Below are 14501 nucleotides of genomic sequence, written 5' to 3' on the forward strand. Positions count from 1 at the left end.
CGGCCCGGCGCGGCACCCAGGCGAGCGAGGCGCCGGTGGCGTGGGCGAGCCGCAGGGCGGCGGTGAGGCCGCCGGCGGTGTCGGCGAGCCGCTCGCCGACCAGGATCACCGAGCCGGGCGAGCGCAGGGCGTCGGCGGCCCGGCCCGCGTCGTCGGCGAGCACCTCGTCGCCGGCCAGTGCGGCCAGCCACTCGGCCTCGGTGCCGGGGGCGGCGGGCAGCAGCGCGCCGCGCAGCTTGCCGAGGCCGCGGGTGGCGTGCGAGGCGATCGCGTAGACCCGCTGGCCGTTGGCGCGGACGGCCTTGCGCAGCCGCAGGAAGACGATCGGCGACTCCTCCTCGGGCTCCAGGCCCGCGAGCAGGACGGCCGGTGCGTCCTCCAGCTGCTGGTAGGTGGGGCCGGTGCCGTCCAGGTCGGTGCCGCGGCCGGCGACGGCGGCGGCCAGGAAGTCCGCCTCCTCGCTGCTGTGCGGGCGGGCCCGGAAGTCCACGTCGTTGGTGCCGAGCACCAGGCGGGCGAACTTGGCGTAGGCGTAGGCGTCCTCGACGGTGACCCGTCCGCCGGCGAGCACGCCGGTGCGGGCGCCGCGCAGTCCCTCGGCGGCCCGGGCGAGCGCCTCGGGCCAGGAGGCCGGGACGAGTTCGCCGTCCTCGCCGCGGACCAGCGGGGTGGCGATCCGGTCGCGCTGCTGGGCGTAGCGGAAGGCGAAGCGGCCCTTGTCGCAGCTCCACTCCTCGTTGACCTGCGGCTCCTCGCCGGCGAGGCGGCGCATGACCTTGCCCCGGCGGTGGTCGGTGCGCAGCGAGCAGCCGGAGGAGCAGTGTTCGCAGACGCTGGGTGAGGAGACCAGGTCGAAGGGGCGGGAGCGGAAGCGGTAGGCGGCGGAGGTGAGCGCGCCGACCGGGCAGATCTGGATGGTGTTGCCGGAGAAGTAGGAGCGGAAGTCGTCGCCCTCGCCGGTGCCGACCTGCTGGAGCGCGCCGCGTTCGACGAGGTCGATGAAGGGGTCTCCGGCGATCTGCTGGGAGAAGCGGGTGCAGCGGGCGCAGAGCACGCAGCGCTCTCGGTCGAGCAGGACCTGGGTGGAGATCGGGACGGGCTTGGGGTACGTCCGCTTGACGCCGTCGAACCGGGTGTCGGCGTCGCCGGTGGACATCGCCTGGTTCTGCAGCGGACACTCGCCGCCCTTGTCGCAGACCGGGCAGTCCAGCGGGTGGTTGATGAGCAGCAGCTCCATCACGCCGCGCTGGGCCTTCTCGGCGACCGGTGAGCTGAGCTGGGTGCGGACGACCATGCCCTCGGCGACCGGGATCGTGCAGGAGGCGACCGGCTTGCGCTGGCCCTCGATCTCGACGATGCACTGGCGGCAGGCGCCGGCCGGGTCGAGCAGCGGGTGGTCGCAGAAGCGCGGGATCTGGGTGCCGATCTGCTCGGCGGCGCGGATGACCAGGGTGCCCTTGGGCACCTGGACCTCGACGCCGTCGATGGTGAGCGTGACGAGGTCGGTGGCCGTGGTGGAACCTGCGGCGGAGTCGCCGGTGGTCGCAGTGGTCACGCGTGCACCTCCCTCTCGGTGGCGGACTCGTGGGCGTGGTGCCGGCCTGCCCAGACGGTGGAGGCGGCGGGGTCGAGCGGGCAGCGCCGCTCGGTGAGGTGCTGCTCGTACTCCTCGCGGAAGTACTGGAGCGAGGAGACGATCGGGCTGGCGGCGCCGTCGCCGAGGGCGCAGAAGGACTTGCCGTTGATGTTGTCGGCGATGTCGAGGAGCTTCTCCAGGTCGCCGCTCTCGCCCTGGCCGGCCTCGATCCGCTTGAGCAGTTGGACGAGCCAGTAGGTGCCCTCGCGGCAGGGGGTGCACTTGCCGCAGGACTCGTGGGCGTAGAACTCCGTCCAGCGGGTGACGGCACGCACCACGCAGGTGGTCTCGTCGAAGACCTGGAGGGCCTTGGTGCCGAGCATGGAGCCGGCTGCGCCGACGCCCTCGTAGTCGAGCGGGACGTCGAGGTGCTGGTCGGTGAACATCGGGGTGGAGGAGCCGCCCGGGGTCCAGAACTTGAGGCGGTGGCCGGCCCGGATGCCGCCGCTGATCTCCAGCAGCTGGCGCAGCGTGATGCCGAGCGGTGCCTCGTACTGACCGGGGTTGGTGACGTGCCCGGACAGCGAGTAGAGGGTGAAGCCGGGGGACTTCTCGGTGCCGAGGCCCTTGAACCACTCCTTGCCGCGGCTGAGGATCGGCGGCACGGAGGCGATCGACTCGACGTTGTTCACCACGGTCGGGCAGGCGTAGAGGCCGGCGATCGCGGGGAACGGCGGGCGGAGCCGGGGCTGGCCGCGGCGGCCCTCCAGGGAGTCGAGGAGGGCGGTCTCCTCGCCGCAGATGTAGGCGCCGGCGCCGGCGTGCACGGTGATGTCGAGGTCGACGCCGGAGCCGAGGACGTCCTTGCCGAGGTAGCCGGCCTCGTAGGCCTCGGCGACGGCGGCCTGCAGCCGGCGCAGCACCGGGACGACCTCGCCGCGCAGGTAGATGAAGGCGTGGTTGCAGCGGATCGCGTAGGAGGCGATCACCATGCCCTCGATCAGCGAGTGCGGGTTGGCGAAGAGCAGCGGGATGTCCTTGCAGGTGCCCGGCTCGGACTCGTCCGCGTTGACGACGAGGTAGTGCGGCTTGCCGTCGTTCTGCGGGATGAACTGCCACTTCATGCCGGTGGGGAAGCCGGCGCCGCCGCGGCCGCGCAGTCCGGCGTCCTTGACGAGGGCGATGACGTCGTCGGGCGGCATGGCGAGGGCGTTGCGCAGGCCCGCGTAGCCGTCGTGGCGGAGGTACGTCTCCAGCGTCCAGGGGCGGTCGTCGTCCCAGCTGGCGGAGAGGACCGGCGTCAGGAGCTTCTCGGCCGGTTCGGCGGAGGTCATCACGCTTCGGTCCCTTCGTGGCGGGGGGCGACCACCTTGGTGCCCGCGGTGCCGGGCAGGGCCTCGCCCTTGGCGAGCTTGAGTCCCGCGAGGGAGGGGGTGCCGCCGGCGCCGGACTCGTCGACGGCGCCGGGGCGCTCGTCGGGGAAGCCGGCGAGGATGCGGGAGGTCTCCTTGAAGGAGCAGAGCTTGGCGCCGCGGGTGGGGCGGACCTCCCGGCCGGCGCGCAGGTCGTCGACGAGCTGCTTGGCGCTCTCGGGGGTCTGGTTGTCGAAGAACTCCCAGTTGACCATCACCACGGGGGCGTAGTCGCAGGCGGCGTTGCACTCGATGTGCTCGATGGAGATCGCGCCGTCGTCGGTGGTCTGGTTGTTCTCGATGCCGAGGTGCTGCTTGAGCTCGTCGAAGATCTGGTCGCCGCCGAGGACGGCGCACAGGGTGTTGGTGCAGACGCCGACGTGGTGCTCGCCGGCGGGCCGGCGGCGGTACATGGTGTAGAAGGTGGCGACCGCGGTGACCTCCGCGGTGGTGAGGTCGAGCTGTTCGGCGCAGAAGCGGATGCCGGTCGGGGTGACGCAGCCCTCCTCGGACTGGACGAGGTGGAGCAGCGGCAGCAGCGCGGAGCGGGCGACCGGGTAGCGGCCGATCAGTTCGCGGGCGTCGGCGGCGAGCCGCTCGTGGACGTCCTGCGGGTACGGCTTGGCCGGCAGCGCCGGCAGTCCGAGTTCGACGTTGGTCACCGGTCCACGCCTCCCATCACCGGGTCGATCCCGGCCACCGCGACGATGACGTCGGCGACCTGGCCGCCCTCGCACATCGCCGCCATCGTCTGCAGGTTGGTGAACGAGGGGTCGCGGAAGTGGACCCGGTAGGGCCGGGTGCCTCCGTCGCTGACCACGTGCACCCCGAGTTCGCCCTTGGCCGACTCGACGGCCGCGTAGGCCTGGCCGACGGGCACCCGGAAGCCCTCGGTGACCAGCTTGAAGTGGTGGATCAGGGCCTCCATCGAGGTGCCCATGATCTTCCGGATGTGGTCGAGGGAGTTGCCCAAGCCGTCGGGGCCGACGGCGAGCTGGGCGGGCCAGGCGATCTTCTTGTCGCCGACCATGACCGGGCCGGGCTTCAGCCGGTCGAGGCACTGCTCGACGATCCGCAGGGACTGCTTCATCTCCTCCAGCCGGATCAGGAACCGGCCGTAGGAGTCCGCGGTGTCGGCGGTGGCGACCTCGAATTCGTAGTCCTCGTAGCCGCAGTACGGGTCGGTCTTGCGGAGGTCGTGCGGCAGGCCGGTGGCGCGCAGGATCGGGCCGGTGGCTCCGAGGGCGAGGCAGCCGGCCAGGTCGAGGTGGCCGACGTCGACCAGGCGGGCCTTGAACACGGGGTTGGTGGTGGCGAGTTTGTCGTACTCGTGCATCCGGGAGCGGAACACCGCGACCGCTTCGCGGATCTTGTCGACGGCGCCGGGCGGGAGGTCCTGGGCGAGGCCGCCGGGGCGGATGTAGGCGTGGTTCATCCGCAGGCCGGTGACCAGCTCGAAGACGTCCAGGATGAGTTCGCGGTCGCGGAAGCCGTAGATCATCAGCGTGGTGGAGCCGATCTCCATGCCGCCGGTGGCGAGCGCCACGAGGTGCGAGGAGATGCGGTTGAGCTCCATCATGAGGACGCGGACCACGTTGGCGCGCTCGGGGACGTCGGCGGTGATGCCGAGCAGCTTCTCGACGGCCAGGCAGTAGGCGGTCTCGTTGAACAGCGGCGTCAGGTAGTCCATGCGGGTCACGAAGGTGGTGCCCTGGACCCAGGTCCTGAACTCCATGTTCTTCTCGATGCCGGTGTGGAGGTAGCCGATGCCGCAGCGGGCCTCCGTCACCGTCTCGCCGTCGATCTCCAGGATCAGCCGCAGCACGCCGTGGGTGGACGGGTGCTGGGGGCCCATGTTGACGATGATCCGCTCGTCGTCGGCGCGGGCGACTGCCTCGACGACCTCGCCCCAGTCGCCGCCGGTGACGGTGAAGACGCGCCCCTCGGTGGTCTCGCGGGCGCCGGCCTCTTCGTAGTGGTGAGTGGTCATCAGCTGTACGACCTCCGCTGGTCGGGCGCCGGGATCTGCGCGCCCTTGTACTCGACGGGGATGCCGCCGAGCGGGTAGTCCTTGCGCTGCGGGTGGCCCAGCCAGTCGTCCGGCATCATGATCCGGGTGAGGGCGGGGTGGCCGTCGAAGACCAGGCCGAAGAAGTCGTAGGTCTCGCGCTCGTGCCAGTCGTTGGTCGGGTAGACGCTGACGACGGACGGGATGTGCGGATCGGTGTCCGGTGCGGTGACCTCCAGCCGGATCAGCCGGGTGTGGGTGATCGACCGCAGGTGGTAGACGGCGTGCAGCTCGCGGCCCTTGTCGGCCGGGTAGTGGACGCCGCTCACGCCGAGGCAGAGCTCGAAGCGGAGCGCCGGGTCGTCGCGCAGCGTGCGGACGGCCTTCAGCAGGTGCTCGCGGGCGACGTGGAAGGTGAGTTCGCCGCGGTCGACGACGGTCTTCTCGACCACCTCGGCCACGTCGAGCCCCTGCTCCTCCAGGGCGCCCTCGAACTCGTCGGCGACCTCGTCGAACCAGCCGCCGTAGGGGCGGGCGCTCGCGGGCGGCAGGGCGACGGGGCGGGTGAGGCCGCCGAAGCCGGAGGTGTCGCCGGTGTCCTGGGCACCGAACATGCCCTGGCGCTTACCGATCACCTCAACGGGGATCTCCTTGCGGGTGGCGGGCACGCCGTTCTGCTCGGTCATCGCAGCAGCCCCCGCATCTCGCTGACCGGGGTGGCCTGCAGGGCGACCTGCTCGGCCTGCTCCTCGGCACGGCGGCGGTTCACGCCGAGCTTCTCGTGCTGGATCTTCTCGTGCAGCTTGAGGATCGCGTCCATCAGCATCTCCGGGCGGGGCGGACAGCCCGGCAGGTAGATGTCGACCGGAACGATGTGGTCCACGCCCTGGACGATCGCGTAGTTGTTGAACATGCCGCCGGAGGAGGCGCACACGCCCATCGAGATGACCCACTTCGGGTTGGCCATCTGGTCGTAGACCTGGCGCAGCACCGGGGCCATCTTCTGGCTCACCCGGCCGGCCACGATCATCAGGTCGGCCTGCCGCGGGGAGCCGCGGAACACCTCCATGCCGAACCGGGCCAGGTCGTAGCGGCCGGCGCCGGTCGTCATCATCTCGATCGCGCAGCAGGCCAGGCCGAAGGTGGCGGGGAAGAGCGACGCCTTCCGCACCCACCCTGCGGCGGCCTCCACGCTGGTGAGCAGAAAGCCGCTCGGCAGCTTCTCCTCGATACCCATCAGATCCCTCTCAATGCCCTCGAGTCCGGTGGCTTGTCCGCCCGTTCACAAAGTCAGCGGTCAGTCCCACTCCAGACCGCCGCGGCGCCAGACGTAGGCGTATGCGACGAAGACGGTGGCGATGAACAGGAGCATCTCGACCAGCCCGAAGATCCCGAGGGCGTCGAAGCTGACCGCCCACGGGTAGAGGAAGACGATCTCGATGTCGAAGACGATGAAGAGCATCGCCGTCAGGTAGTACTTGATCGGGAACCGCCCGCCGCCCACCGGCTGCGGGGTCGGCTCGATGCCGCACTCGTACGCCTCCAACTTGGCCCGGTTGTAGCGCTTCGGGCCGGTCAGCGAGGCCATCACGACGGAGCCGACCGCGAACGCCGCCGCGATGGCACCGAGTACGAGGATCGGCGCGTAGGCATTCATAGCCCCCGCTCCCTCCGTCCAGTCGTCCTTGACTGCAGATAGGAACTGCCGGGTCACGCTGGGGTGATCCGGTGATCCGAACCGTGAGATCGACCCCATGTGAGGCAGTTCACAAAGCCCGGATCGAGCGCATCCTATGCCCGTCGGCTTGTGATCTGCGACACGCGGTTCTGAACGATCTTTGTGATCTGCGCCACCTCGCAAACGACCATCAACCGGCACGAGCCACGGCTCAAGCACGCAATGAAGGCAAATGGTCACAAACAGTCGCATTCACTTCTGAAGCGACTGGTCAGAGGCTTGCGCCTATATCAATCATGCTGCGCCCGGAGCAAATTTCTGAGCACTCCGTCGGGCGTGATATAGGCACCTCACCCGCCCGGGTGCGGGGGCGGTACGGTCGATTGACCTTTCATTCACAAGCTCACGAATGCGCACCGCGCACCCGTTCAGCGGCTGGCCGCCCGGCCCGCCGCCCGCCACCCTTGATCCATGCCCCTCCCCCGGTACGGCGTGGCCGCCGGCACATTCCACGACTTCACCCGCGACCCCTCGCACGACTTCGGCCACTGGTACCACGGCCACCTCACCCTGACGACGCCCGAAGGCCCGTACCACGCGGCACTGGACGTGGACTCGCCGGACGACAACGGCGTCGCCTACCGGGTCGTCGACGGCCTCACGACCGCCGACATCGCGGCCGTCCGCGCCCTGCCGGACGGCTTCCACCCGCTGGCCTCCACCCCGGCCTCCGGCGCCCTCGACTACGTGCGCAGCCCGATGCTCCAGGACGTCACCTGGCTCGCCTCGCTCGCCGCCCTGATCCGCCGGCTGAGGCTGCTGCTGCAGCGCCCCGCCGTGGGCGCCCCCGCCTTCGGGCCCGACCTCGCCGACCGGCTCGCCGGGCTGCTGCCGGTGCGGGCCTTCCCCTGGGTGCCCAGCGACGGCGACAACGCACTCGACGTCCTCCAGCCGTACCTGCTGGCCGCGAGCCGGATCTACGTTTTCGGCCAGCGCTTCGACACCGGCCTCGGCGTCCACGACGTCCACCTCAACCAGGGCGATCCGTACGGCAGCCAGTGGTGGGACGACAACGGCACCTGGCAGGACGGCGCCGTGGTCTGCGAGCACCCCACCGGGTCGGTCGTGGTCTGGCAGATCAAGTTCGACACCCAGGTCCTCACCACGGACGACGCCGGGCACCCCCGCTGACACCCTGCCCGGGTGCGGCCGCGCTCCCGTACGGTGGAGGACCGCCCGTCCGCCGCCGCACAGGAGCCGCCCGCATGGAGACCAGCAGCTGGGACAGCATCGACCGCCTGGTGGGCTGGCTGGACGGGGCGAGCGCCCTGCCCACCGGGGAGGAGCGGCTGCTGCGGCTGCTCAAACTCACCGAGGAGGTCGGTGAGGTGGGGCAGGCGGTGATCGGCGCCACCGGGCAGAACCCGCGCAAGGGCGTCACGCACAGCTGGGAGGACGTCCAGGCCGAACTGTGCGACGTGGTGGTCAGCGCCCTGGTCGCCCTGCGCACCCTCACCCCGGACGCCCGGGCCTTCTTCGAGGACCGCCTGGCCCGCATCGAGACCCGCTCCCTGGCCGTGCACCGGGAAGGCTGACACCCCCGGGGCAGCACGCAGGGGGCAGCGGCGAGCGGCTCGGGGAGCTGCTGCCCGTCCGGCCGATGCGCAGGCGCCTACCCGCCGGTGAGGCGGAAGGACGTGCGGCCGAAGCCGACCTGGTCGCCGGGGGCGACGCGTACCGGGCCGGTCACCCTGCGGCCGTTGACGAAGGTGCCGTTGGCCGAGCCGAGGTCGTGCAGCACCCAGCCGCCGTCCTGGTACCGCAGTTCGGCGTGGGTGCGGGACACCGTCGAGTCGGACAGCCGCAGACCGCTGCCGTGGTTGCGGCCGATCAGCAGCGGCTGCGGACCGGGCTGCGGCAGGCCGAGCTCGGGCAGCTGCTGGTTCCGCCAGGTGCGCCGCAGCCTGACGTGGAAGGCCGAGACCCCGCCGACCATGCGCAGCGCGAAGCGGGAGACCCGCCCGCCGGTGGGCAGGCCGGCCAGCGCCTGGTCGATCTCGGCACGGGTGCGGGCGACGAGCACGAGCTCCATCCGCCGCATGAAGGTGTCGTGGGACAGCCGTCCGTTGCCGACCCCGTCGCGCAGCGCTCCGAGCGCCCGCTCGCGGTCGGCCTCGGACGGCCGGGCCACCTCTGCCCCGAACTCTGCTGACGCCATGGAGGGATTGTCCGACCAGCAGAACTTCCCTGTCCAGCCGCGTTGCACGGCCCGCCGGTCAGGCGCGGGGCGCGACCTTGGTGAGGCCGTTGATGATGCGGTCCATGGCGTCGCCGCCCTGCGGGTCCGTCAGGTTGGCGAGCAGCTTCAGCAGGAACTTCATCAGGACCGGGTGGGTCAGGCCGCGTTCGGCCGCGGTCTGCATGATCTTCGGGTGGCCGAGCAGCTTCACGAAGACGCGGCCCATCGAGTAGTAGCCGCCGTAGACGTCCTTGAGGATCTGCGGGTAGCGCTGCAGGGCGCGCTCGCGGCCGGCGTCGGTGACCCGGGCCACCGCCTGGACGATGACGCCCGCGGCGATCTGGCCGGACTCCATGGCGTAGGCGATGCCCTCGCCGTTGAACGGGTTGACCATGCCGGCGGCGTCGCCGACCAGCAGCAGGCCGCGGGTGTAGTGCGGCTGCCGGTTGAAGGCCATCGGCAGGGCCGCGCCGCGGATCGGGTCGGTCATGTTCTCGGGGGTGTAGCCCCACTCCTCGGGCATGCTCGCGCACCAGCTCTTCAGCACCTCGCGCCAGTTGAGGTCGCCGAAGGCGGGCGAGGAGTCGAGGATGCCGAGGCCGACGTTGCTGGTGCCGTCGCCCATGCCGAAGATCCAGCCGTAGCCGGGCAGCAGCTTGCGCTGGCCGTGCCGGGTGTCCCAGAGCTCCAGCCAGGACTCCAGGTAGTCGTCGTCGTGCCGGGGCGAGGTGAAGTACGTCCGGTAGGCGACGCCCATCGGGCGGTCCTCGCGCCGGTGCAGGCCCATCGCGACCGACAGCCGGGTGGAGTTGCCGTCCGCGGCGACGACCAGCGGCGCGCGGAAGACGACCGGGCGCTTCTCGTCGCCGAGCTTGGCGGTGACGCCGGTGATCCGGCCGGTGCGCTCGTCCAGCACCGGGCCGGTGACGTTGCAGTTCTCGTACAGCCGGGCGCCGGCCTTGGAGGCCTGACGGGCCAGCAGTTCGTCGAAGTCGGCGCGCTTGCGGACCAGTCCGTAGTCCGGGAAGGCGGACAGCTCCGGCCAGTCGAGCTCCAGCCGGACGCCGCCGCCGATGATCCGCAGGCCCTTGTTGTGCAGCCAGCCGTTGTCGGTGGAGACGTCGATGCCCATGTCGACGAGCTGCTTGGTGGCGCGCGGGGTGAGGCCGTCTCCGCAGACCTTCTCGCGCGGGAACTCGGTCTTCTCCAGCAGCAGGACGTCCAGCCCGGCCTGCGCCAGGTAGTACGCCGTGGTGGAGCCGGCCGGGCCCGCCCCGACCACGATGACGTCGGCGGTGGCCTCGACGGTGCCGCTCAGGTCGATGGCGGTCTCGGACACGGGCACACTCCTGCGCTGGAACGGCGGACGGCTGGCTGGGACTGAGTGTAGCCAGCGCTTACGCGCGGAAACCCCGGTGCAGCGCCACGATGCCGCCGGTGAGGTTGCGCCAGGCGACCTTCGACCAGCCGGCCTGCTGCAGCTTGGCGGCCAGCTCGGGCTGGTCGGGCCAGGAGCGGATGGACTCGGCGAGGTAGACGTAGGCGTCCGGGTTGCTGCTGACCGCGGAGGCGACCGGCGGCAGGGCCCGCATCAGGTACTCGGTGTAGACCGTGCGGAAGGGCGTCCAGGTCGGCGTGGAGAACTCGCAGATGACGATCTTTCCGCCGGGCTTGGTGACCCGGTGCATCTCGCGCAGCGCGGCGTCGGTGTCCTGCACGTTGCGCAGCGCGAAGGAGATGGTGACGGCGTCGAAGGTGGCGTCGGCGAAGGGCAGCTTCGTCGCGTCGCCCGCGGTCATCGCCAGCTCGGGGTGACGCTGCTTGCCCTCGGCCAGCATGCCGGTGGAGAAGTCGCAGGGCACCACCTTGGCGCCCGCCTCGGCGAACGGCAGCGAGGAGGTGCCGGTGCCGGCCCCGAGGTCGAGGACCAGCTGGCCGGGCTCGGCCGCGACCGCGTCGGCCACCGCCCGCCGCCAGGCCCGGGCCTGGCCGAGGGAGAGCACGTCGTTGGTGCGGTCGTACTTGGCCGCGACGTCGTCGAACATGGCGGCGACTTCGTGGGGCTGCTTGTCCAGGGAGGCTCGGGTCACGCCCCCATTGTTCACCCTGGCGGCACCGGCCCGGGCAACGGGTGCACATCGGAGTGCCGCGCCCCCGGCGACGGCCGGATGCTTCGCGGCGGAACCGACCGGCGCGGTGGCCGGGGGAGGAGCGCAGGGGGTCAGGGACGGGCCCGGCGGCCGCCGCGGCGGCGCCGGCGCGAGCGCTTGCCGCGGGTCAGGGCGGGCATGCCCTCGGCGGCCAGCACCACGGTGGTGCGCACCCCGGCGCCGCCCTCCCGGGCCGGGCGGGTGCGGCGGTGCCGCAGGATGCGGGCCAGGCACAGGGCGAGGAGGAGCAGGGCGACCGGCACGCTGGTGCGGGCCAGGGTGATGCCGACCGGCTGCGGGTAGCGGTTGCCGCAGACCCGGACGGCGGCCGGGTCGTCGGCGGCGTGCTCCAGGCAGAGCGTGTCGCCGACCTTGGCGCCCTCCGGCAGCCAGAGGTCGGCGGCGGACAGGCGGCGTCCCTCGGCGGTGTACAGCACCTCGCTGTAGCTGCCGCTGCCGCCGGGCAGCTGGGTGACGGTGCCCTGGACGCGGACGGGGTTGGCGGTGATCCGGTCGGCCTGGTCGGCCTGTCGCCAGCCGAGCAGGCACATGCCGACGGCGAGCACGGCGCTCAGCACGGCCCCGAGGTACCAGCCGCGGCCCAGCCGCGGGGCTGGCGGGTGGGGGGCGGTGGCGGGTCGCATCGGTCCTGTCCTGGCGGCCGGGGCCCGATCGGGCCCGGTGGTGAGGGGCGCCCCCGGGGACGGTGCCTGAGGGGCTGTCCGGGATCGTAGCCGCTGGCGGTGCCTCAGGTCACGGCAGGATGTGTGCGGTTTGTACGACCTTTGCCGGGGTCCGGCGCGGCGCCGGGATGCGGCGGGGCGTCAGCGGCCGCGGTAGAGGAGCCGTCCGCCGAGCACGGTGGCCAGGCAGCAGCCCGCGCCGGAGCGCTCCAGTTCGGCCGCCGAGCCCGCGGCGAAGACCGCGAAGTCGGCCGGGCCGCCGGTCCGCAGCGGGCGGTGCACCGCCTCGGCGAGGGTGCGGCCGGCGAGCGGGTCGAGGCCGCCGTCGGCTCCGTCACCGGGCACGGCGGTCAGCCCGGAGCGGGCCACCGCGGTGCGCACGGCGGGGTGGGCGAAGGGCCCGGCGACGGCGGTGGTGCCGTGGCCGAGCATCCGCTGCAGGCCGCGCCGGGCGGAGCCGCCGCGCCGCTCGTCGGGCACGTCGAGGACGAGTGGGTCCGCGCCGAGCTCCTCGCGCGGGTCGGGGTGGTAGCGCCGCTCCAGCTGGCAGGCCCCGTACGGGTTCAGCAGGCCGGGGACGAGCAGGCCCGGCCACTCGCGCAGCCGGGCGGCGGTATCGGGCCGGTCGGCGTACGGGCCGACCCAGGCGACCAGGCCGCCGTCGACCAGCACCGCGCCGTCGGCGCTCGCCGGGGCCGCGGGGGCGGCCGGGTCGGCGATCAGCAGGGCGGCGCGGTGCAGGGTGAGCATCAGGTCGCCGACAGGATCGTCAGCTCGGGGTGGGCGGTGCCGCCCTCGATCGCGGTGGAGGCGATGTGCGAGGCGACCCGGGGGTCGACCGGGTCGTTCGCCGGGTCGTCGAGGACGCGCAGGTGCTCGTAGGTGGTGGAGCGCTGCGCCGGGGTGCGGCCGGCCGCCCTGATGAGGTGGATCAGCTCGGTGAGGTTGGAGCGGTGCTTGGCGCCGGCCGCGGAGACGACGTTCTCCTCCAGCATCACGGAGCCCAGGTCGTCGGCGCCGTAGTGCAGCGAGAGCTGGCCGGCCTCCTTGCCGGTGGTGAGCCAGGAGCCCTGGATGTGGGCGACGTTGTCGAGGAAGAGCCGGGCGACGGCGATCATCCGCAGGTACTCGAAGACGGTCGCCTGGGTGCGGCCCTTCAGATGGTTGTTCTGCGGCTGGTAGGTGTACGGGATGAAGGCGCGGAAGCCGCCGGTGCGGTCCTGCACGTCGCGGATCATCCGCAGGTGCTCGATGCGCTCGGCGTTGGTCTCGCCGGTGCCCATCAGCATGGTGGAGGTGGACTCCACACCGAGGCCGTGCGCGGCCTCCATGATCTCCAGCCAGCGCTCGCCGGACTCCTTGAGCGGGGCGATCGCGTTGCGGGGCCGCTCCGGCAGCAGTTCGGCGCCGGCGCCGGCGAAGGAGTCCAGGCCCGCCCGGTGGATCCGGGTGATGGCCTCCTCGATCGTCACGCCGGAGATCCGGGCCATGTGCTCGACCTCGGAGGCGCCCAGCGAGTGGATGACCAGCTCGGGGAAGTCGGCCTTGATGGCCGAGAAGGCCCGCTCGTAGTACTCCACGCCGTAGTCCGGGTGGTGGCCGCCCTGGAACATGATCTGGGTGCCGCCCAGCTCGACCGTCTCCGCGCAGCGGCGCAGGATCTCGTCGAGGTCGCGCGACCAGCCCTTGTCGCTCTTCGGCGGGACGTAGAAGGCGCAGAACTTGCAGGCCGTCACGCAGACGTTGGTGTAGTTGATGTTCCGTTCGATGATGTACGTCGCGATGTGCTCGACGCCGGCGTAGCGGCGGCGGCGCACGGTGTCCGCGGCGGCACCGAGGGCGTGCAGCGGCGCGGAGCGGTAGAGCTCCAGCGCCTCCTCGGGGGTGATCCGGCCGCCCGCGGCCGCACGGTCGAGGACGGCCTGCAGGTCGGCGGCGGGGGAGTCGAGGGTCTGCTCGGACACCTGGCGGGCCTACTTTCTTTCCAACGGCGGGCTTTCCGGCGGCGGGCTGTCCCACGGCGGGCACCGGTGGGCGGCGTGACGCCCCCGGGACGGGAGGACACCCGGACGGCAGGACCGAACCAGCCTACGCCAGCCCCTTTCTGCGCCCCGTCACCCCTGCTTGGCCAGGTCGCCGGAGGGGTCCATGCCGAGCGGTGCGCCGCTCACCTCCAGGTGCAGCGCGCCGCTGCCGGCCGGTGTGTAGGTCTGCTTCTCGGGTTCGCCGGTGCACCGCGGGTCGGTGCCCACCGGGCGTTCCTGCAGCTCGATCCGGTCGGCGGAGGCCGCGAGCAGGGTGAGTTCGCCGCGGCAGACGGTGTCGCTGAAGGCCGAGGCGTTGCTGGTCCGGCCGACCACCCCGCCGACCTTGCCCCCGCCGAACTCGACCTTGAAGGTGCTGGGCAGGCCGCCGACGCGGGTGGTGATGGTGCCCTGCCAGGTCCCGAGGTAGCCGGTCGGGAGGCTGCCGGAGCCGCTGGCCCACGCGGCCGGGGAGGACTGCGTCCCGGCCGGGGAGGCCGCCTGCCCGCCGGGGGTGCCGCTGCCGTCGTCGGGTCTGCTGGTGGCGGAGTCCTGGCTGCCCCGGTCCGGCTTCCCCGCGTCGCCCAGGGCCCACCACAGGCCACCGCCCGCGGCGAGCACCGCCAGGACGGCGAGCGGCACCGGCCAACGGCGGCGCGGGCGCGTGGCGGCGGGCCGGTCGAGCTCGGTCGGCGTGCGGTCGTGGGGCGTGTCGTGCGGTGCCGCGGGCA

Annotated in this window: 15 protein-coding genes and 1 pseudogene; 2 read left to right on the plus strand and 14 right to left on the minus strand. The window is 72.3% G+C overall.

The genetic code is table 11. The annotated features are described in order from the left end of the window. From KSNIM_RS16835 to KSNIM_RS16865, 7 genes are all read right to left on the minus strand, one after another. A partial coding sequence (locus KSNIM_RS16835; protein WP_263104034.1) for an NADH-quinone oxidoreductase subunit G occupies positions 1-1555 on the minus strand: 1555 nt, incomplete at its 3' end. Next, entirely contained in the window at positions 1552-2910 is a 1359-nt protein-coding gene (nuoF, locus tag KSNIM_RS16840; protein ID WP_263104035.1) for an NADH-quinone oxidoreductase subunit NuoF, read from the minus strand. The genes nuoF and KSNIM_RS16835, both read right to left, overlap by 4 nt. Further along, complete coding sequence (gene nuoE, locus KSNIM_RS16845) at positions 2910-3629, minus strand: NADH-quinone oxidoreductase subunit NuoE (RefSeq protein ID WP_411543868.1); 720 nt, start codon at positions 3627-3629, stop codon at positions 2910-2912. Before nuoE ends, nuoF begins: the two co-directional genes overlap by 1 nt. Positions 3630-3646: 17 nt before the next feature. Further along, the gene (locus KSNIM_RS16850; protein WP_263104037.1) at positions 3647-4978 is read right to left on the minus strand and encodes an NADH-quinone oxidoreductase subunit D; all 1332 of its coding nucleotides are present in this window, start codon (positions 4976-4978) and stop codon (positions 3647-3649) included. Next, the gene (locus KSNIM_RS16855; RefSeq protein ID WP_263104038.1) at positions 4978-5682 is read right to left on the minus strand and encodes an NADH-quinone oxidoreductase subunit C; all 705 of its coding nucleotides are present in this window, start codon (positions 5680-5682) and stop codon (positions 4978-4980) included. The genes KSNIM_RS16850 and KSNIM_RS16855 overlap by 1 nt, the downstream gene beginning before the upstream one ends. Next, positions 5679-6233, minus strand: coding sequence for a NuoB/complex I 20 kDa subunit family protein (locus tag KSNIM_RS16860; RefSeq protein ID WP_263104039.1), 555 nt, complete (start codon positions 6231-6233; stop codon positions 5679-5681). Before KSNIM_RS16860 ends, KSNIM_RS16855 begins: the two co-directional genes overlap by 4 nt. A gap of 60 nt (positions 6234-6293) precedes the next feature. Beyond that, on the minus strand, positions 6294-6653 hold the full coding sequence (locus KSNIM_RS16865) for an NADH-quinone oxidoreductase subunit A (protein ID WP_014137597.1): 360 nt from the start codon (positions 6651-6653) through the stop codon (positions 6294-6296). A gap of 492 nt (positions 6654-7145) precedes the next feature. Between KSNIM_RS16865 and KSNIM_RS16870 the strand changes: the two genes are divergently transcribed. Further along, the gene (locus KSNIM_RS16870; protein WP_263104040.1) at positions 7146-7865 is read left to right on the plus strand and encodes a YukJ family protein; all 720 of its coding nucleotides are present in this window, start codon (positions 7146-7148) and stop codon (positions 7863-7865) included. A 74-nt stretch (positions 7866-7939) separates the two neighbouring features. After that, entirely contained in the window at positions 7940-8269 is a 330-nt protein-coding gene (locus KSNIM_RS16875; protein WP_263104041.1) for a MazG-like family protein, read from the plus strand. A 77-nt stretch (positions 8270-8346) separates the two neighbouring features. Here KSNIM_RS16875 and KSNIM_RS16880 read toward each other — a convergent pair whose 3' ends face one another. From KSNIM_RS16880 to KSNIM_RS16910, 7 genes and pseudogenes are all read right to left on the minus strand, one after another. After that, positions 8347-8892 (minus strand): DUF1707 and FHA domain-containing protein, encoded by a 546-nt coding sequence (locus tag KSNIM_RS16880; RefSeq protein WP_263104042.1) that lies wholly within the window; start codon positions 8890-8892, stop codon positions 8347-8349. A gap of 58 nt (positions 8893-8950) precedes the next feature. Continuing rightward, positions 8951-10252, minus strand: coding sequence for a geranylgeranyl reductase family protein (locus tag KSNIM_RS16885; RefSeq protein WP_411543727.1), 1302 nt, complete (start codon positions 10250-10252; stop codon positions 8951-8953). A gap of 58 nt (positions 10253-10310) precedes the next feature. Then, entirely contained in the window at positions 10311-11003 is a 693-nt protein-coding gene (locus KSNIM_RS16890) for a demethylmenaquinone methyltransferase (protein WP_030268961.1), read from the minus strand. A gap of 131 nt (positions 11004-11134) precedes the next feature. Next, complete coding sequence (locus KSNIM_RS16895; RefSeq protein ID WP_263104043.1) at positions 11135-11707, minus strand: hypothetical protein; 573 nt, start codon at positions 11705-11707, stop codon at positions 11135-11137. A 180-nt stretch (positions 11708-11887) separates the two neighbouring features. Then, on the minus strand, positions 11888-12496 hold the full coding sequence (locus tag KSNIM_RS16900) for a hypothetical protein (protein ID WP_263104044.1): 609 nt from the start codon (positions 12494-12496) through the stop codon (positions 11888-11890). After that, complete coding sequence (gene mqnC, locus KSNIM_RS16905; protein ID WP_263104045.1) at positions 12496-13710, minus strand: cyclic dehypoxanthinyl futalosine synthase; 1215 nt, start codon at positions 13708-13710, stop codon at positions 12496-12498. Before mqnC ends, KSNIM_RS16900 begins: the two co-directional genes overlap by 1 nt. 150 nt (positions 13711-13860) lie before the next feature. After that, positions 13861-14501: pseudogene (locus KSNIM_RS16910) on the minus strand (hypothetical protein); the annotation flags it as partial.

This window comes from Kitasatospora sp. DSM 101779 (genome assembly GCF_025655475.1).
Taxonomy (GTDB): domain Bacteria; phylum Actinomycetota; class Actinomycetes; order Streptomycetales; family Streptomycetaceae; genus Kitasatospora.